This window comes from Haemophilus haemolyticus (assembly GCF_003490595.1).
Taxonomy (GTDB): domain Bacteria; phylum Pseudomonadota; class Gammaproteobacteria; order Enterobacterales; family Pasteurellaceae; genus Haemophilus; species Haemophilus haemolyticus_L.
The window spans coordinates 202,464-222,205 of the sequence record NZ_QQGY01000001.1 but is presented as its reverse complement, the minus strand read 5'-3'; the positions used below and the strand labels follow the sequence as shown (position 1 = coordinate 222,205).

Sequence of the window (19,742 nt, the reverse complement as noted above, 5' to 3'; positions counted from 1 at the left end):
CCTCTTAAATTAGTTTCCGTAACCTTTCATCGGTTTGAAATCATTTGGAACAATCGGATCTACGTTTGATTGAGAAACGTGACATTGTAAACAGAAATAACGACGTGGTGATGAGCTTGAACCCACTTTACCATCACGATCCATAAAGTGAGTTGGGCTGATTCGGGTTGCACCACTCAAACGAGAATTTTCTGGACTGTGGCAATTTAAACATTGGTTCGCATTTTTTGTCACTTGATAATTTGCAACACTATGTGGAACCATTGGAGGTTGGTTTACATAGTTTAATGCTGGTAATTCACTTTGGCGTGGCGCATTGTGAAATGCCGGTGCAATATTTTCTGCCGCTTGAGTTAAATCTTTTCCCACTGCTGGTGCATCAGATGCCATCAGTGAGCCAGCAAAAAGTGCGGTAAATAATCCCGCTAAAATTTTAGATACCTGTTTAGTCATATTAATCACTCCCCTGAATGATCGAATCTGGTCGAAAATTTAAAAACTTTTTCAGCGCAAACGTCAATACAACGTCCGCAGCTGATGCAATCTTTGGAAAGCACAAGTAGGCTTTCGTCTTTTTTTCCATGTAAAGGTGAACGTAACACTTGGGCTTCGGGACAAACATTGTAACAATCCATACAATTATCGCATTTTGCACGATCAATCACTTTGATACGGATTAAACTTTTTGCACCAATCACACCATAAGCAGCGCCAATCGGGCAAAGATGTCCACACCAACCATGTTCTGCAATCAATAAATCAAAAAGAAAAATAACAAGTAATAGCCAACCTGTTGCACCAAAACCAAATATAAAGGCACGGCCAAGTGCAGCCACTGGATTAACCCACTCCCAAAGCAACATTCCGCTTACGCAACTGCCTAATAAAATAAGCGCAAGAATACCATAACGTAAACCGCGCGAAATTTTTGCCGTTTGGCGAATGCCTAACTTACGGCGTAGCCACGCAGCACAGTCAGTCACAACATTTAGTGGACATACCCAACCACAAAATACTTTACTACCAAGCACTGAGTAAAATAACACAATAATTGCTGCTCCAATCAAGGTGAGAGCATCAGGTAAATGTCTTGCAGCCAAGCTTTCTGCTGTAATTAAAGGGTCGCTTAATGGAACAGTATCGAGCAATAAGCTTCCACTATAATTGCCTTTTAAAATCCACACGCCAAAATAAGGACCGCTTAAAAACATCGCAAGAATGCTAAGTTGGCTTAATCGACGCCAAAACAAAAAGCGGTTTGCGTACCACCAACCCCATTTTTCTCGCGACTCTCTACCTGCAAATTTTGGTGTATTTGCCATTATTTGCCACTCCCTAAAATAGGTGCAAGCACGGGTTCTGCCGGTTCAGGAATTACAGTTGTTCCTTCTGGCGTTCGAGTAGGCAATGAAATCATATCTTTAGGCGCAAGAGAATGGCCAGCTTTCGCTTTTTCTTCCCAGCCTAAACGATAATGTTTACCTAACATACCTTTTGCAAGATCCATTGGTAAAACCTTAATCGCAGCTTCTTCTAACACACAAGCTTGCTCACATTTCCCACATCCGGTACAGGCATCAGAATGTACTGTTGGAATAAATAACGCATGCTTATCAGAACGTTGATTATGTTGTTTTTCCAATGTAATCGCTTTATCGATTAATGGACAAACCCGATAACAAACATCGCAACGTAACCCTTGCCAGTTCAAACACGTTTCATGGTCTAACAGTACTGACAGCCCCATACGCGACTCATTAATATCTGTCGCATTGCGATCAAGTGCGCCTGTTGGACAAGCATGAGCACAAGGAATATCCGGACACATTTCACAAGGTTTATCACGCGCAATAAAATACGGTGTTCCCGCTTCTACTGGCGATAATAAAGATGCTAAATGCAGCATATCGTAAGGGCAGGCTTGAACACATTGCCCACAACGAATACAAGCGGCAGAAAACGCTTTCGCATCTTGCAAAGCAAACGGCGGACGTAATGGCACACCTTCGCGCGCAAGACTTTGATTTTGCTGCAATCCCAACAAAATCCCAACGCCAGCTAAACCACCCGCAGTACGGGTTGCTTCTTTAAGAAATTTTCTACGTTCAGGATTGAGAGCGGGCTTCTTCATTTTCTTTTTAGATTTTAACCGCACTTTCATCTTCCTATGTTATTGATAGGAGGAAAATAAAGTGCGGTTGATTTTTACATGGTTTTTACGCAGCCTTTTCCACTTTTACCGCACATTTTTTGAAGTCGGTTTCTTTTGAAATTGGGTCTGTCGCATCTAGCGTTAAGCTATTTGCAAGCTGACCTGCATCAAAGAAAGTGGTAAATACTAAGCCACGAGGTGGTTTATTACGTCCGCGAGTATCTAAATAAGAAATCATTTCTCCTCGACGAGATGAAATCTTAATTTTATCGCCATGGCGTAAACCACGAGCTTCAGCATCTAATGGGTGCATCCAAACAAGGTTATTCGGCATTGCACGGTGTAATTCAGGCACACGACGAGTCATAGTACCTGTATGCCAATGCTCTAAAACACGACCGGTAGATAACCATAAATCATATTCTTTATCTGGAGACTCAGCTGCAGGCTCATAAGGTACCGCAAGAATAATCGCTTTCTTGTCTGGATAACCGTAGAATGCCACACCTTCACCTTCTTTAACGTACGGATCGTAGCCTTCACGGTAACGCCATAAGGTTTCTTTACCTTCTACAACCGGCCAGCGTAAACCACGCGCTTTGTGATACATTTCAAACGGAGCCAAGTCATGACCATGACCGCGACCAAATTCAGCATATTCTTCGAATAAACCTTTGTGTACATAATAACCAAAGTGTTCTGATTCGTCGTTTAATTGACCTTCAGCAAGTTCGCTTAATGGGAATTTATCTACTTGACCATTTTTGAAGAGCACATCATATAAAGTTTTACCTCTATATTCAGGCATTTGAGCAAGTAATTCTTCTGTCCACATTTCATCAGTTGTGAAGTATTTTGCAAACTCCATTAATTGCCATAAGTCTGATTTTGCTTCACCTGGTGCTTTTACTTGTTGACGCCAGAATTGGGTACGACGTTCTGCATTACCGTAAGCACCCTCTTTTTCTACCCACATTGCAGTTGGAAGAATTAAGTCAGCAGAAAGTGCGGATACAGTTGGGTAAGGATCAGATACAACAACGAAGTTGCCTTCTTTACGCCAGCCTGGTAAACGATCTTGATTAATGTTTGGACCAGCTTGCATATTGTTGTTACACATTTGCCATAGCACATTCATTTTGCCATCGTTCATTGCACGGTCTTGTGCAATTGTGTCCAAACCAACTTTTTCAGAAACCGTACCTTTTGGTAATTTCCAAATACGTTCCGCTGTTTCACGGTGTTTAGGATTAGTTACCACTAAGTCTGCTGGTAAACGGTGAGGGAATGAACCTACTTCACGCGCTGTACCACAAGCAGAAGGTTGACCTGTTAATGAGAATGGTCCACAACCTGGAAGTGAGATTTTCCCAGTTAATAAGTGGATATTATAAATTAGTTGGTTTGCCCACACACCACGAGTGTGTTGGTTGAAGCCCATTGTCCAGAAAGATACCACTTTTTTGCTTGGATCAGCATAAAGTTTTGCTAAGGTTTCAAGCTGAGTTTTATCCACACCTGACATTTCAGATACTTTTTCAAGTGTGTATTCAGACACAATTTGTTTTAATTCTTCGAAAGAAGAATCATACATTTTGCCCGCAGTTTTACGGTTAGTATCTTTTTCTAATGGATTTTCAGGACGTAAACCGTAACCAATATTGGTTTCACCACGTTTGAATTTAGTGTGTTTGTTCACAAAATCGTGGTTTACAGCATTGTTCTGAATTAAATAATTGATAATATAGTTCATGATCGCCAAATCGGTTTGTGGTGTAAATACCAAACCGTGATCAGCAAGTTCGAAACTACGATGCTCGTAAGTAGAAAGTACAGTTACACGAACATCAGGATTAGAAATACGGCGATCAGTAATACGAGACCACAAAATTGGGTGCATTTCCGCCATATTTGAGCCCCAAAGAACGAAAGCATCTGCATTTTCAATGTCGTTATAACAACCCATAGGTTCATCCATACCGAAGGTACGCATAAACGCAACTGCAGCCGATGCCATACAGTGACGTGCATTCGGGTCTACGTTGTTAGAACGGAAACCAGCTTTCCAAAGTTTGTTCTTCGCGTAGCCTTCCCAAATGGTAGACTGACCAGAACTGAACATACCTACTGCATTTTGACCGTTCTTTTTGAAAGCTTCTTTGAATTTTTCAGCCATTGTTTTGAACGCAAAATCCCAAGAAACAGGCGTAAAATCGCCGTTCTTATCAAATTTTCCGTTTGTCATACGTAAAAGTGGCTGAGTTACACGGTCTTTACCGTACATAATTTTCGGTAAGAAGTAACCTTTAATACAGTTTAAACCACGGTTTACTTCTGCATCTGGATCACCTTGAGATGCAACAACACGTCCATCTTTAGTACCAACTAATACTGCACAACCGGTACCACAGAAACGACATACTGCTTTATCCCATTTAATTTCGGATTCAGCCGCAACCACATTTTTGACTGGGATGGTTAGCCCCGCAGCCGTTGCCGCAGCTACAGCTGCGTTGGCTTTCATAAAGTCTCGACGACTTAAACTCATCGCGTTTCCCCCACGTTAAACGTTTGATTTTAAATTTATTTCTTCTGCTCGTCTTGCTCGTGATACACCAATGACACATTAATAACACCATCAATGTCTTTCACGCTTTCCATCTTTTCAAGCAAGATATGTTGATCATGCGATTGCATCACTACGACCATCTTTCCAAATTTTTCATCAAAAGTTGGAATTTCAGTGTGCTCAATCGCTAAAAGTGCGGTTCGAATTGCCGCAAATTTTTCCGGATTACCTTGAACAATTAGCCCAACAACATGCCAATCTTTTGCACTTTCCGGAGATAAATTTGTATTACTCATTTTGTTTTAGATAACTAATTTTAATCGCATTCACCGGACACCCCTGTAAACAAGCCCCACAGCCGTTACAAACATCCGTATTCACTAAAGGCTGTGCCACTCCACCCATTTGCAGATGAAAACTAATTGCTCTCATCGAGCAACTGTCTTGGCAAGAACGACACTCAATGCGATGTTGGCTTAAACAAGCCATGCCAATTTCGATTTTGTGTAACCACGGCTTTTCATCGCGAGAATGAAAAATAGGTTGTTTACACACATCTACACATTTTCCACAAAAAGTACATTCGCCATTATCAAAACGAACTTCAGGAAAGCCTCCATCGCCTTTCACCAAAATATTGGTTTCACAAACAGAAAGACAATCGCCACAGCGCGTACATTGCTCCACAAAAATAGAATTTTCTACAGCCCAAGGTGGGCGAACTCCATCAAAGCCTTGTTTTTGCTCATTTTCTGAATGTAAAGACGTTAAGAATTTACCTCGTAAAAACTGTCTGCGGGGTAAGTTTTCAACGGTCATCGAGCGTGCCTTTTGTGAATAAATAAACAAATGCTTTTTTAAGGCCTAGAATTATGCGACGCAACAGTTACAATATGAACCACCCAAAATGGGTAGATCGTTAAATTATTGAGCTTTATTTGTGATAGATCAAAAAATCTAAAGTGCGGTGAATTTCGCTAATATTTTTAATAAAACAGCACAGCAATTTATGCCATGCTGTTTTTAAATCAAATTACTCTGCTTTTGCTGGATATTCCCACCAAATATCAAATAATTCACTTACTTCAATTTGTTGCAAACCATTGGTTTCTAACCATTTTTTCACAGTTTCACGATGGCTTTCATCACATTTACCAATTTTTTCTAGGCAAACTAAACCTTCCCAATGTAAATACCCGCTACCTTCATAAGCTAAACCATTTGGTTGAATCACTTCGTTAATAAAACGATCAACAATTTCATCTACTGTTTCAATCGCAGTACCTTCTGCAAATTGGAAATTTACAAGAAAACCAAGTTCTTGGAATTCAGCAAGGTGAAGTTTTTTGCGTTGGCGTTGATTGTAAGATTTAGACATGGTATTTCTCCTATTAAGGTTATATTTAAACGCGTATTCTATATTAAATTCGTGAATTTGGCATCGGATTTCCCCAACATCAATCTTCACCCAAAAGTTAATTTGCCCAAAATAGGCTTATTTCTTCACAAAATATAAATCCCAAACACCGTGTCCAAGTCTGTGACCTCTGGCTTCAAATTTAGTTAAAGGTCTAAAATCTGGTCTTGGAATATAATCGCCATTTTTCGAGGTATTCACTAAATCGGTGTTTGCGCTTAATACTTCTAGCATTTGCTCAGCATAATTTTCCCAGTCTGTTGCCATATGGATAAAACCATTTTCACCTAATTTTTGTACAACTTGTGTCACAAAGTGCGGTTGAACAATACGGCGTTTATGATGTTTTGCTTTATGCCAAGGATCGGGGAAAAATAATTGCAAACCGCCAAGCGCATCATCAGCAATACTGTCACGTAAAATTTCCGTGGCATCATGACAAATCACGCGTAAATTCGTTACGCCTTTTTCCACTGCATAAGCAATACAAGCACCAACGCCAGGAGTATGAACTTCAATGCCCAGGTAATTTTTGTCGGGATTAGCAAAAGCCATATCCACGAGCGACTTCCCCATTCCAAAGCCAATTTCTAATACAACTGGATTATCGTTACCATAAATCTTCGCAAAATCAAAAGTTTCCGTTTGATAATCTAAACCCAGTGTTCCCCAGTTATCATTCATCATGTTTTTCTGAAATTCGCTCAAACGACCAGTGCGGAGCACAAAACTACGGACTTTGCGTTTATAGCGGCCATCTTCGGTAAATTCTGCGGTTTCAACGGTTTTACGTTTTTGATCAGCAAAAGTTTGTGTCATAAAAATCTTGTTCGTAAAAAAATTGGCGGCGATTATACCAATTTTTCTCGTATAATAGGGCAAATTTTTTCCCAAGGTTGATTATGAAAATTGTCCGAGTGGCACTGGCTGTGCCGCTTCCTCGTTTATTTGATTATCTCTTCCCCGATGATGTTTCATTACAAATCGGCACACGTGTTCTTGTGCCTTTTGGTACGCAAAAACGCGTCGCCATTGTGGCTGATTTCCCGACAAAATCAGACGTGCCAGAAGATAAGCTCAAAACCATTCTTCAACCATTAGATTTAGCACCGCTCTTCACCCCAATTTATTGGGATTGGCTTCATTGGGCAGCAAATTATTATCAAGCGGGATTAGGCGATGTGTTATTTCAAGCCTTGCCTGTGAAATTACGTAACGGCGAAAGTGCGGTAAAAAATGACCGCACTTTTTGGCGAATTACAGATGCAGGAAAAAATGCCCTTGAACAAGGCGAATTAAAACGCTCGAAAAAGCAAGCTGAAGCCCTACAATGCTTATCTGAAACTGATCTTGAAAAAGGCAATAATGATTTTTCTTCTGCGATTTGGTCAGCTTTAAAAGCCAAAGGGTTTATTGAGGAAATTACTCTCCAAACAAAACCCCTAAGCTGGCAACAAAGCTTAGGCGATAACCCAATTATCAATACTGAAAATCGTTTAACCTTAAATAAGCAGCAAGCCTTAGCTTTCAGTCAATTGCGTTTTCATTCTGGTTTCAATGTATGGCTGCTCGATGGGGTGACGGGTTCAGGCAAAACAGAAATTTATCTGCAATATATTGAAGAAATTTTAAAATCGGGTAAGCAAGTATTAGTGCTTGTACCCGAAATCGGGCTAACACCTCAAACGGTGCACCGTTTTAAAGCACGTTTTAATGTAGAAATTGATGTGCTGCATTCTAATTTAACCGATATACAACGGCTTTATGTATGGGATCGTGCTCGTTCTGGACAAAGTGCCATTGTGATTGGCACGAGATCGGCATTGTTCACACAATTTTCTAATCTTGGTGCAATTATTTTAGACGAAGAACACGACGCGTCTTACAAACAGCAAGACAGTTGGCGTTATCACGCGCGAGACTTGGCGATTGTACTTGCTCAAAAACTAAATATTGCCGTATTAATGGGCTCCGCCACGCCAAGTTTAGAAAGTATTAATAATGTACAAAACGGCAAATACCAACATTTAGTTTTATCAAAAAGAGCGGGAAATTCTACCGCACTTCGTCATTTCGTTATTGATTTGAAAAATCAACACATACAAAATGGGCTTTCAAAACCCTTATTGGAACGGATGAAAGCTCACCTCGAAAAAGGCAATCAAGTGTTGCTTTTCTTAAATCGTCGTGGCTTTGCGCCCATATTGCTTTGTCACGAATGTGGTTGGATTGCACAATGCCCTCATTGTGAAAAACCTTATACCTATCATCAGCATCAAAATGTATTGCGTTGTCATCATTGCGGTGCACAGAAAACTATTCCTCGTCAATGTGGCGATTGTGGTTCTACCCATTTAGTTACCACAGGTCTCGGCACAGAACAATTAGAAGAAACCTTGAAAATGCTATTTCCTAATTATTCTGTGGCTCGAATCGACCGCGATAGCACTGCGCGTAAAGGAAAATTGGAAGGTTATTTAGAAGATATTCAACAAGGCAAAAGTCAAATTTTGATTGGCACACAAATGCTGGCGAAAGGACATCATTTTCCGAATGTTACCCTCGTTGCCTTAGTGAATGTAGATAGCGCATTATTTTCACTGGATTTTCGTGCAGAAGAACGTTTAGCTCAACTTTATATTCAAGTTGCTGGACGAGCTGGACGTTCCGATAAACAAGGCGAAGTCGTGCTACAAACACATTATCCTGATCACCCTTTGCTTACCACGTTATTAGCGAATGGCTACCAAGCTTTTGCAAAAGAAACCTTACAATTACGCCATTCAATGGGATTGCCACCTTTCACTTTTCAGGCATTATTTAAAGCACAGGCTCGCCATTCTGAGCTTGCAGAAAATTGCTTAAGCCAGGTTGCAGATTTTTTTCAATCGAAGCAAATCACGGGATTACAAATGCTTGGCCCAATGCCTGCACCGTTCAGCAAAAAAGCAGGGCAATATCGCTGGCAGTTATTATTGCAGCATCCTTCAAGAATGACGTTGCAAAAAGCATTAAGAGAATATCAACAAGCCGAAATTGAAAAAAACAGCCAAGTGCGGTTAATTTTGGACGTCGATCCGCAAGACTTATCATAAAAAATGCGGTGAAAATTCACCGCACTTTCTCTATAAAATCTATTTGAAATCCTCGACATCCCCCAATAGACAAGCATATTTTGCCGTATTGGGACTGGACTCCAAGGCAATTTTTAATGCCATCGTCAGAGGAACAGACAGTAGCATTCCCACTGTTCCAAGTAACCATCCCCAAAACAATAATGAAAGGAACACCACTAACGTTGAAAGCCCTAATCGTTGGCCCATCATTTTAGGCTCAATAATGTTACCGACAACCATATTGATCGCAATAACACCGATTGCCACACCAAAGCCAATTCCAAAACCGTTCAGTAATAAGGCTTGAACAATAATCGGAATAGCCGCGATGATTGAACCAATATTCGGAATATAATTCAGCAAGAAACTCAAGGTTGCCCACAAAATGGCATATTGAACCCCACAAGCCTCTAACAAAATAAAAATACCAACGCCAGTAAGCAAACTCGTGATACTTTTAATGCCAAGATAACCAATTACGCCTTGTAAAACGCGGTCAATATGGCGTTCTTCTTTGGCGGCATCATGAGGGGTGGAACTAATCACCATAGCAAATTTATGTTTCATCGTTGGTGCTTCAGCAAGCATAAAAATCACGACCAACACCAAAACAAACACATTACTCACCACACCAGAGAAATTCAACAATACTCGGCTCACAAAATTCATAATGATGCTTGGGTCAAAATTTTCTTGGATGGTTTCACGCGAAAGCGTGAAAGGCAGATTGAAACCTTGCAACAATCCAGTTAAATCACTCACGCGTTGTGAAAGCAAAACTTTATATTGTGGAATTGATTGGGTAAATTCTCTTGCTGTGCTGTTAATCAGCCCGACTAATAAGAAAAACACCAAAGAAATCAAGACGAAAAGCAAAGTAATGGCCAACCAATGAGGAATTCGGCGTTTCGTCATCGCCTTAATCATCGGTGAACAAATTATCGCGATAAATAGCGATAGCAAGAATGGCACTACAATTTCTGCCGCCAATGCAACACCAGCTAAGATAATAATCACCGAAGCAATGCCACGCAAAGTGCGGTGTAAATTTAAATTATTTTGCACTAAATCGCCTCCTCGTTTTCTTCGCCCGTGCGAATGCGGATCGCTCGCTCAACGTTATAAACAAAAATTTTGCCGTCACCGATTTTGCCTGTTTGTGCCGTTTCAATAATAGCTTCAATACATTGATCCACAAGCTCATCAGGAACTACCACTTCCAATTTCACTTTCGGCAGAAAATCCACCATATATTCCGCACCACGATAAAGTTCTGTATGACCTTTTTGGCGACCAAATCCGCGTACTTCCGTGATTGTCATACCTGAAATACCAATATCTGAAAGACTTTCTCGCACATCGTCTAATTTAAAGGGTTTAATCATTGCTTCGATTTTTTTCATACTATTTCTCCAGATTTTCGCGTCTTGCAGATTTAGGACGGAAACTTTCGATGATTTCTGGCTTGGTATCAATATATAAGCCGTTAATCAGTTGCAAACAATAAGGCACCGCGCTGAAAATGCCTTTTACAAGCACATTTCCCTCTTTATCTTTCACACCTTCCAAGGTTTCTTTAATTGCTTTAGGCTGTCCCGGAAGATTTAAAATCAGGCTTTCCTTACGAATCACTCCCACTTGGCGGGATAAAATTGCGGTAGGCACAAAATGCAAACTCACTTGACGCATTTGTTCGCCAAAACCTGGCATTTCTCGATCTGCTACCGCAAGGGTAGCATCAGGCGTTACATCGCGTTTTGCAGGCCCAGTTCCACCAGTTGTCAGCACTAAATGGCAACCATCTTCATCCACCAGCTCTTTTAATGTTTGTTCAATAATCGGTTGTTCATCGGGGATTAATCTTGTTTCCAAATGGAAAGGATCTACTAACGCTTGTTCTAACCAAGCCTGTAATTCTGGGATACCTTGATCTTGATATACGCCTGCTGATGCGCGATCAGAAACAGACACCAGACCAATTTTTAAAAGTGCGGTCATATTTTTCCTTATTTTTATAAATGATTTTGACGTGATTGGATAAATCAAAAATGCGGTAAAAACTTACCGCACTTTGGAAGGGCTAGAAGAATAAGATTCCGCCCCAAACGATACCGACAATACAAAGGGCAATAAATACCGATGCAGAACCTTGATCTTTCGCACGCCCTGAAAGTTCGTGGCGTTCTGTACCAATGCGATCAACGACAGCTTCCACCGCACTATTTAAAAGTTCTAACGCCATCACAAGCAAAACAGAAGAAATCATCAAGATAATTTCAATTTTTGTTTCGCCTAAAAAGAACGCAAGAGGAATTAAAATGCAGGCTAAAAAACATTCGTGACGAAAGGCTGTTTCATTTTTAAACGCACTTTTTAAGCCTTGTAATGAATATTTAGTGGAGTTGATTAAATGGGTTAGCCCTGTCGTTTTATACATAACTTTTCCTATTTTTATAAACGTTTCGCTTCGATAACATCATCTAATTTTGCTAATCGAGCCAATATTTTACTTAAACTTTCAACATTATGGAGTTCAATTTCCATATCAATGGTAGCAAGCTGTTTTTTGGTATCAGCACGGCTTGACACCCCTAATACGCTAATTTTTTCATTTGCCAGAACCGTCGTAATATCACGTAATAAGCCATTGCGATCGCCTGCCACAATACGGATATTAATATGAAACCCACTTGCGTAATTTTCGCCCCAAATTGATTCCACCACGCGCTCGGGGTGAGCCGCTTGCAAATCTAAGAATTGTTCACAATCCGCTCTGTGAATAGAAATACCACGCCCCATTGTGATATAACCAACAATCGCATCGCCAGGAATAGGCTGGCAACAGCGTGCAATATGATGCATAAGATTGCCCACACCTTCCACAATCACATAGCCATTGTTCTTTTCAGATTTCTGCTGAGAATTCACCGCACTTTTGTTAGCAACATGACGCAAAATTTCTTGATCAACTTCTTCAGCAGTCACTTTAATCAATTTACTTTGCAAGAAATTGATTAAGTTATTTAAACGAATATCGCCACTGCCAATGCCAGCATAAAGATCGTCCACATTTTTCAAGTTATAGCGCGGTAACGCATAAGGTTCCACTTGCTTAATACTTAAATTTAAACGCGCTAATTCATTATCGAGTAATTCTTTACCCGCTGGAATATTTTTATCACGATCTTGTTTTTTAAACCATGCTTGAATTTTGGCGCGAGATTTTGCAGTGTGAGTAAATCCCAAATTTGGGTTTAGCCAGTCACGGCTCGGGTTCGGATTTTTCTGGGTAATAATATCGATTTGATCACCCATTTGTAGCTGGTAGGTAAATGGCACAATACGCCCCGCCACTTTTGCCCCGATACAACGATGACCAATTTCACTATGAATTGCATAAGCAAAATCTAATGGTGTAGATCCTGTTGGCAAATCCACCACTTCGCCCTTTGGCGTAAACACATATACACGGTCATCAAACACTTGGCTACGCAACTCTGCCATCACTTCGCCTGAATCCGTAATATCATCTTGCCAAGCTAACAATTTACGCAACCATGCAATTTTTTCTTCGTAGGCAGACATACTGCCTGTATTGCCTTCTTTATATTTCCAGTGCGCCGCCACCCCTAACTCTGCATCATCATGCATTTGTTGGGTTCGAATTTGTACTTCAATTGGCTTGCCACCTTTACCTAAAACAACAGTATGAATAGATTGATAACCGTTCGGTTTCGGGTTAGCTACATAATCGTCAAATTCTTTGGGTAAGTGTTTAAATTGAGTATGCACAATCCCAAGTGCGGTGTAACAATCTTGCAATTTTTGCACGATAATTCTGACCGCTCTTACATCATATAAACCGCTAAACTCAAGATGCTTTTTCTGCATTTTGCGCCAAATGCTGTAAATATGTTTCGGACGACCATAGACTTCCACTTGCTCGATACTTTCACGTAAATAACCGCTCAACTCGCTAACGAAATCAGCAATGTAATGTTCTCGATCAAGGCGACGTTCCTGCAATAATTTAGCAATAGTGCGATATTGTTCTGGATGGAGATAACGGAAGCAGTAATCTTCTAACTCCCATTTCAACTGACCTATCCCAAGACGATTGGCAAGAGGAGCATAAATGTAAGAACATTCTTTGGCGGCAAGGACTTTATCTTCTTCGGCGCAACGATGCTCTGCATCACGCAAGAAAGTAATACGTTCGGCAAGTTTAATGATTACGCAGCGGAAATCGTCCACCATCGCTAACAACATACGACGAACATTATCCACTTGTAATGCGTTAGCGGAATGGCTGGCATTGAGTTGACGGATGTTATCCATTTCCAACACGCCTTTGAGCAATTTAGTGATTTTCGCACCAAACTTTTCTTTTAGGCTTTCCCAATCGGTTAATTTATTTGCAACCACAGGAAACAACATTGCAGTAAGCAATGTTTCCGCATCCATATTAAGTTCGTGCAAAATTTCTACCATTTCCACGCCGGACTGGAGCATCAAGGTAGCATTCTTCATTTCATCGGGATGGGTGCTCATTAAGTCGCGTGCGTAATACCACGCATCGATCAAACTTTTTTCTGTTTGTTCTGCTAGTTTTAAGCCAGCGCACCATTGTTCAATCACAAAATCCTGCGGATTTAACAAATGAGAACCACGAACAGCAACCATAACACCCCCTTGTTGATGAAGAGCAAGCAACTTCCTGTCACTTTTATTTTGGGTGGCTATTCTATCAGAATATCCTCGTTATTTTGTATTAAATTGCTGAATTAATAGGAGGGTCAAATCTATCCCATTGAAAATTATATTTTTTCTATGTTGGTAATCTAAACAAATGGGTTTGCGGAGATGATAACAATACGATTGATTCTATACCTTGTGCCAATAGCCTGCACCATATACGAGCCTTATCCCTAGCGAAAGTAAGTGGAATTAATGGATAGTTTCCAAAAGATTTTTTAATGCGTTTTTTGGTTGTTGGGTGAGTGTAAATGAATCGCCATATTTTGGCCCCAGTTGGTTTAACCAATAAATACTGATTATCCTTATCAGAAAATAGTTGCTCTTTATCGGTTGGTTTAATTCCATGAATATAAGAATCAGTGAATTTTTTTGAAAAGTCTCTAGCCATTGTTCAAACCCTAATAAATAAAAATTTACCGTTCTTCTGTTCCCTCGTTTTTGTTCCTTCATAAAGAGGGAACATTTAAGGGAACAATAAAAACGAACAATGACAAACAATAAAAGACGAAAACAACAATAAGGTTGATTCTCAAATGCTGTTTGTATGATGTTTTTTGACAAAAAAGACGTTATTTGACAAGTCGAATGGTCCCCCCTGCCGGACTTGAACCAGCGACCAAGCGATTATGAGTCGCCTGCTCTAACCGACTGAGCTAAGGGGGGAAAGTGCGGTGATTATAGAGAAATAATCACTTGAAGTCTATAAAAGAAGGGATGATTGATGAAAAATCAATCATCCATTTTTATCACTATTAAAAGAAGTGCTCTAAATGTAACTCTATATTTAATTATGGAAAGTATTCAAATTATTACGTATTACACCTTGCTCTTTGACGATCATCCTCTAGATCAGAAGGTGCATCATGTCCTCCCATAATATAACCCAAATGAGGCTTAACCCCCCTTACTCTTTCCTTATCACAAAAAATTTCAAACCAATCAGCTAACCAATACGGCTTTTCTTTTTTTAAGTTTTCAGTTAATTCAATTGCAAGAGATTTTCGTATTAAATATAAACTTGAACCTTGATTATTATAACTATGATACATAGGACAGAAATTTTCATCTAAATTAAACCAATCAAAGGCTAAACTTTGTAAAATAATTAAATCTACATTTTCTTGGTTCAAGAAATATCCGTTTTCAAAAACATCAATCACTTTTTGAAGTGATGATTGTAAATCATCTTTTAAAAGCACATCATCTTCGGCAATAATAGCAAAATCTCGCTCTAGTAAATCATCATCATTTGCAATTGCTTTCCAGCACGCAATATGGGAAAGGGTACAAGCAATTTCACCTGAAGTTATCTTCTGCCCCAGTAAACTTTCACACTGTGAAATATTAAAAAAAATTTCTAAATCAAATAGCTCAAGCAACTTCTTATCAACAGCAGGCATACGCGTAAATAAATTTGCTGAAGTTTGAGAAAAAAACTTTTTTAATCGATCAGGAGACCGATTTAAATTAATAACGTATCCTTTTGTTTGTTTGTTTGTTTGTTTGTTTGTTTGTTTGTTTGTTTGTGCAAGCATAATTTCCTTTTTTGATTAGAATCGAAATTTAAAAGCCCATTTCTGGGCATTAAATCATTATTGAAGTGCTGAAATATCCGCCACTTGTAAGAACAAGCCTTGTAACGTGTTTAAAATCGCTAAGCGGTTTTGGCGTAATGCTGGATCTTCAGCATTTACCATTACGTTATCAAAGAAGCTGTCTACTGGTGCGCGTAAGTTCGCTAATTTATCTAATACAGCCGTGTAATCACCTTGTGCGATAAGCGGTTGTACTTCAGTGCGTAATGCAAGTACCGCTTCAGCAAGGGCTTTTTCTGCTGGCTCTACGCAAGCGGTCAAATTGATCTCGCCAATTGCAGCATCCGCTTTCGCTAAGATGTTGCTTACACGTTTGTTTGCTACTGCTAACGCTTCCGCTGAATCTAAAGTACGGAAATGTGAAACCGCACGCACGCGCGCATCAAAATCAGCTGGACGAGTTGGACGATGAGCCAATACGGCTTGAATCACATCCACTGCAATGCCTTCATCTTGATACCATGCACGGAAACGGCCGAGCATGAAATCCACCACATCAGTAACCACGTTTTTATTAGTAAGTTTATCACCGAAAAGTGCGGCTGATTTTTTCACTAAATCTTCTAAATCCAGCGGCAAGTTTTTCTCTACGATAATACGTAACGCACCTAATGCCGCACGACGCAATGCAAATGGGTCTGCACTGCCTTTAGGTGCTTGGCCGATACCGAAGATCCCTGTTAAAGTGTCAAATTTATCCGCTAAAGCGACCGCACTTGCCACTAAAGATTTTGGTAACTCATCACCGGCAAAGCGTGGCATATATTGTTCATTTAATGCGACTGCCACTTCTTCATCTTCACCGTCATGACGAGCATAATGCATACCCATTACACCTTGCGTATCGGTGAATTCGAATACCATGTTGGTCATCAAGTCACATTTTGACAGTAAACCTGCACGTTTTGCTTTCGCTTCATCTGCACCAATTTGTTTTGCAATTTCGCCTGCAAGTTGCTCAATGCGATCTGTTTTGTCTTTCAATGTGCCCAGTTGTTGTTGGAACAACACGGTTTCTAAACGTGGTAAACGATCGACCAGTTTTTGTTTTAAGTCGGTTTTGAAGAAGAATTCCGCATCGGTTAAACGTGGACGAACCACTTTTTCGTTCCCTTCGATAATCGCGGTTGGATCTTCTGGGTTGATGTTCGAGACAAAAATAAAGTGCGGTAATAATTTGCCATCTTTGTTATAAATTGGGAAATATTTTTGGTCGCCTTTCATGGTGTAAACCAAAGCTTCCGCAGGCACTGCTAAGAAACGCTCTTCAAATTTTGCCGCTAATACATTTGGATATTCAACTAATGAAGTCACTTCTTCAAGCAAGCTTTCTTCAATATCAGCCACGCCGCCAAGTGCGGTTGCTTTTGCTTGAGATTTTGCAAGAATTTCTGCTTTACGCTCGTTGAAGTCGGCTACAACAGAACCTTTTTCACGCAATAATTGCGGATATTGGTCTGCATGTTGAATTTCAAATTCTTTCTCGCCTAAGAAACGGTGACCGCGAATAGTACGCGCACTTGCTACACCTAAAATTTCGCCTTCAATTAACTCATCACCTAACAACATAGTCACGGTGTGAACTGGACGAATAAATTGCACGGTTTTATCTGCCCAACGCATTGGTTTTGGAATTGGCAATTTCGCCAACGCATTTGCCACAATGTCGTTCAGCAAGTTTTTGGTCGGCTGACCTTCAATTTTTGCACGGTGAACAAGCCATTCACCTTTATCGGTCGCAATGCGTTCTGCTTGCTCAACGGTAATGCCACAACCACGCGCCCAGCCTTCTGCCGCTTTGGTCGGTTTACCTTCTGCATCAAAGGCTGCTGACACTGCCGGCCCGCGTTTTTCGATTTCTTTGCTTGGCTGTTGTGTGGCTAAGTTTAACACTTTCACTGCCAAACGACGTGGCGCCGCAAACCATTCGATTTTATCGAACGCTAAGCCTGCTTGGTTTAATTCCGCCTCAACGTTATCCGCAAAAGAGGTCGCTAATGTTTTGAGAGCTTTTGGTGGCAGCTCTTCAGTGCCGATTTCTACTAGGAAGTTTTGGGTTGTCATTGAAATATCTCTTAGATTTTTTAGAAAATCATCTAATTCTTGAGGTAAAAATATGAATTTAAAATCTAATTTAAGTCCTATTTTAGCAAAGCTTTTAAAATAAGCATTTAATTTATTTATAGTAATTTCTGCGCCTTTTCTATACCCATTATCAGAATGTATATTAGATGTCAACTTGCTATAAACAGGGTTTGGATGCTGATTTTTACCACCATTTTTTTCAGGATTGCAAATTATAAAACAGGATATATTTAATTCTCTTAAACAACTATTCTCGTTTAAAAAATATAATAATACAGAAATTCCCTGATAATACTTATTTTGTAAGTCTTTAAAAGAAACATTTCCCGTGCTCTGATCCTTAAACTCAATAAATAAGAATTCTGTGTCTGTATAGTAAAGACCATCTGATGAGCAAGTGGTTCCTTGTTTACCTTTAGCTATCAACGTTTTTTCTACTGAAAATATATTAGCCAACTTATCAAAATTTAAAATAAGTTTATCGTTGTCTAGAAACCATTTTTGATTTTTTTCTTTAGATACCTCAGATATCCTCTGAATTTGCTCAGGATATCTATCACAAATATCTTTATACAATTCTTGGTAATGCATACAAATTTTATTCAGTTAATTATAGTTAATACATTCCTTCTAATTCATTAGCAAACTTTAATACGATCCCCCCCATTACATTGTCTGTATATTCTTCAAAACTAGTGGAACCATCTATCTTATTTGCCCAATAGAAATTTTTACGTGCATTATCTATTTCTTTTGAGTAATGATATAAAGAAGATACGATATAAGGGCTATGAGTAACCGCAATAATTCTTATATTATTTTCTACAAGCTTACACAATAATCTTGCATACTCATTCTGCCATTTTGGATGCAAATTAGTTTCTGGTTCATCTAAAATAAGTAACGTATTTTTATTTATAACATTTCCTTTGATTAAGGCATTAATTAACCCTATAGATTTTATTCCTGATGCTGTATTCATGGATGAAATCTTTTTCCCGTTCCTATGAAGTACGAAATCATCAAATTCATCATCATAAGAAAAATCACCATCTATTAACAAAGAAATTTCATTAGATAGTTTTTGCAATTCCTCATCTCCTATTAAATCAATTAAATCAGATTGGTAATTAGTTAGTTTTTTTGCAAGATCCTTTAAATGCAAAGAAACTGTATCCCTCATCCAAGGACGTCTAGGTAGATTTTCATCTAAAGATGTAATTGCATTATAAAACATTCTTCTAAATTGAAGAATAAAAGGACTTTCAATATAAGTAATATCACTTATATTCATTCTCTGTCCAAATTCAACATTGTCAATAACAGAATTACTAATACTAAATTTAATTAAATTATCACCATCTTCATTAAGTAAATTAATACGTGATAAATTTTCTGCTAATTTACCAAATTCGGAAAAAATAGCTTTCCTTAACGCATCTCTTTTAAGTTTATTTTCATCGGGCTTATTATTAATGAGATTTTGTATATTTTCTATAATTTCCTCAATCTTATTTTGTATAGGATTATAAATATTTACTTGTTCCAACTTATGAAGTAATATACTAATATCTTTACTAATTATTAAATCTTCAGGATCTAATCTCCTAACTTCATTAGAAATAACTCTAGCTTTATTGTCATTTGGTAAAGATAATAATGAACTAAGCCTAATTAAACTAGAACGAATTTCCGATATTACCCCTACCTCTAAATCATCTTCATATTTTTGACTAGATTTAATTAGAGCAAATAATAATTTCCCTATAGTGCTTTTCCCTGAGTCATTTTCACCACAGATAACAGTTAGTCCGTTTATATTTACTGATGCTGATTCAATTATTCCAAAATTTTGGATATTTAGTTTCATTTAACTTCTCCTATTAGAATTCTCATTCTATTAGATAATATGGGCTATTTCATTAAAATTTTTTATACTATAAATTTTTGTTCAGATGTCTAGGCATACTTTACTTTTTAAAAATTAATATGCTTTTAAAAGCTAATTAATCCTAGATTTCCCACTACAACCATTTACTATTTGGTGCGT

Annotated in this window: 18 protein-coding genes and 1 tRNA gene; 1 reads left to right on the top strand and 18 read right to left on the bottom strand. The window is 38.9% G+C overall.

Annotated features, from left to right (window positions below; all coding sequences use genetic code 11):
• Window positions 1–9: 9 nt before the first annotated feature.
• The 8 genes from DV415_RS01180 to trmB form a co-directional block, all read right to left on the bottom strand.
• Window positions 10–453 carry a nitrate reductase cytochrome c-type subunit gene (locus DV415_RS01180; protein WP_005632144.1) on the bottom strand — a complete coding sequence of 148 codons (444 nt, stop codon included), beginning with the start codon at window positions 451–453 and terminating at the stop codon, window positions 10–12.
• Window positions 454–458: 5 nt separating this feature from the next.
• Window positions 459–1,322, bottom strand: a complete 864-nt coding sequence (napH, locus tag DV415_RS01175) for a quinol dehydrogenase ferredoxin subunit NapH (protein ID WP_118781775.1) — start codon at window positions 1,320–1,322, stop codon at window positions 459–461.
• The gene (napG, locus tag DV415_RS01170; RefSeq protein ID WP_114891535.1) at window positions 1,322–2,161 is read right to left on the bottom strand and encodes a ferredoxin-type protein NapG; all 840 of its coding nucleotides are present in this window, start codon (window positions 2,159–2,161) and stop codon (window positions 1,322–1,324) included. The genes napH and napG overlap by 1 nt, the downstream gene beginning before the upstream one ends.
• Window positions 2,162–2,216: 55 nt before the next feature.
• Window positions 2,217–4,700, bottom strand: coding sequence for a nitrate reductase catalytic subunit NapA (gene napA, locus DV415_RS01165; RefSeq protein WP_118790526.1), 2,484 nt, complete (start codon window positions 4,698–4,700; stop codon window positions 2,217–2,219).
• A gap of 35 nt (window positions 4,701–4,735) precedes the next feature.
• A complete protein-coding gene (locus DV415_RS01160) occupies window positions 4,736–5,017 on the bottom strand; it encodes a chaperone NapD (protein ID WP_065246585.1) in 282 nt (93 codons plus the stop codon).
• On the bottom strand, window positions 5,010–5,540 hold the full coding sequence (gene napF, locus DV415_RS01155) for a ferredoxin-type protein NapF (RefSeq protein WP_114908252.1): 531 nt from the start codon (window positions 5,538–5,540) through the stop codon (window positions 5,010–5,012). Before napF ends, DV415_RS01160 begins: the two co-directional genes overlap by 8 nt.
• A gap of 214 nt (window positions 5,541–5,754) precedes the next feature.
• Window positions 5,755–6,099 carry a YggL family protein gene (locus DV415_RS01150; RefSeq protein ID WP_005632159.1) on the bottom strand — a complete coding sequence of 115 codons (345 nt, stop codon included), beginning with the start codon at window positions 6,097–6,099 and terminating at the stop codon, window positions 5,755–5,757.
• Window positions 6,100–6,216: 117 nt separating this feature from the next.
• Window positions 6,217–6,957, bottom strand: a complete 741-nt coding sequence (gene trmB, locus DV415_RS01145) for a tRNA (guanosine(46)-N7)-methyltransferase TrmB (RefSeq protein WP_114908253.1) — start codon at window positions 6,955–6,957, stop codon at window positions 6,217–6,219.
• An 83-nt stretch (window positions 6,958–7,040) separates the two neighbouring features.
• Here trmB and priA point away from each other — a divergent pair, with 83 nt between their 5' ends.
• Window positions 7,041–9,233 carry a primosomal protein N' gene (gene priA, locus DV415_RS01140; RefSeq protein ID WP_118791492.1) on the top strand — a complete coding sequence of 731 codons (2,193 nt, stop codon included), beginning with the start codon at window positions 7,041–7,043 and terminating at the stop codon, window positions 9,231–9,233.
• Window positions 9,234–9,272: 39 nt separating this feature from the next.
• Here the strand turns inward: priA and DV415_RS01135 are convergent, their stop codons facing one another.
• From DV415_RS01135 to DV415_RS01090, 10 genes are all read right to left on the bottom strand, one after another.
• Entirely contained in the window at window positions 9,273–10,319 is a 1,047-nt protein-coding gene (locus tag DV415_RS01135) for an AI-2E family transporter (protein ID WP_118790525.1), read from the bottom strand.
• Window positions 10,319–10,657 carry a nitrogen regulatory protein P-II gene (glnB, locus tag DV415_RS01130; protein ID WP_005635169.1) on the bottom strand — a complete coding sequence of 113 codons (339 nt, stop codon included), beginning with the start codon at window positions 10,655–10,657 and terminating at the stop codon, window positions 10,319–10,321. Before glnB ends, DV415_RS01135 begins: the two co-directional genes overlap by 1 nt.
• A 1-nt stretch (window position 10,658) precedes the next feature.
• A complete protein-coding gene (gene mog / locus DV415_RS01125) occupies window positions 10,659–11,252 on the bottom strand; it encodes a molybdopterin adenylyltransferase (RefSeq protein ID WP_118790524.1) in 594 nt (197 codons plus the stop codon).
• Window positions 11,253–11,334: 82 nt separating this feature from the next.
• Entirely contained in the window at window positions 11,335–11,691 is a 357-nt protein-coding gene (locus tag DV415_RS01120) for a diacylglycerol kinase (RefSeq protein WP_005627042.1), read from the bottom strand.
• A 14-nt stretch (window positions 11,692–11,705) separates the two neighbouring features.
• Complete coding sequence (gene relA / locus DV415_RS01115) at window positions 11,706–13,937, bottom strand: GTP diphosphokinase (protein ID WP_118790523.1); 2,232 nt, start codon at window positions 13,935–13,937, stop codon at window positions 11,706–11,708.
• Between the two features lie 145 nt (window positions 13,938–14,082).
• Window positions 14,083–14,400: an Arm DNA-binding domain-containing protein gene (locus DV415_RS01110; protein ID WP_204626714.1), complete on the bottom strand. Its 318-nt coding sequence runs from the start codon at window positions 14,398–14,400 to the stop codon at window positions 14,083–14,085.
• A gap of 198 nt (window positions 14,401–14,598) precedes the next feature.
• Window positions 14,599–14,675 (bottom strand) — tRNA-Ile (locus DV415_RS01105).
• A gap of 146 nt (window positions 14,676–14,821) precedes the next feature.
• Entirely contained in the window at window positions 14,822–15,547 is a 726-nt protein-coding gene (locus DV415_RS01100; protein WP_118791491.1) for a glycosyltransferase family 25 protein, read from the bottom strand.
• A 57-nt stretch (window positions 15,548–15,604) separates the two neighbouring features.
• Window positions 15,605–17,671 (bottom strand): glycine--tRNA ligase subunit beta, encoded by a 2,067-nt coding sequence (gene glyS / locus DV415_RS01095; RefSeq protein WP_118790585.1) that lies wholly within the window; start codon window positions 17,669–17,671, stop codon window positions 15,605–15,607.
• 637 nt (window positions 17,672–18,308) lie between these two features.
• The gene (locus tag DV415_RS01090) at window positions 18,309–19,562 is read right to left on the bottom strand and encodes an AAA family ATPase (RefSeq protein WP_118790521.1); all 1,254 of its coding nucleotides are present in this window, start codon (window positions 19,560–19,562) and stop codon (window positions 18,309–18,311) included.
• Window positions 19,563–19,742: the final 180 nt, after the last annotated feature.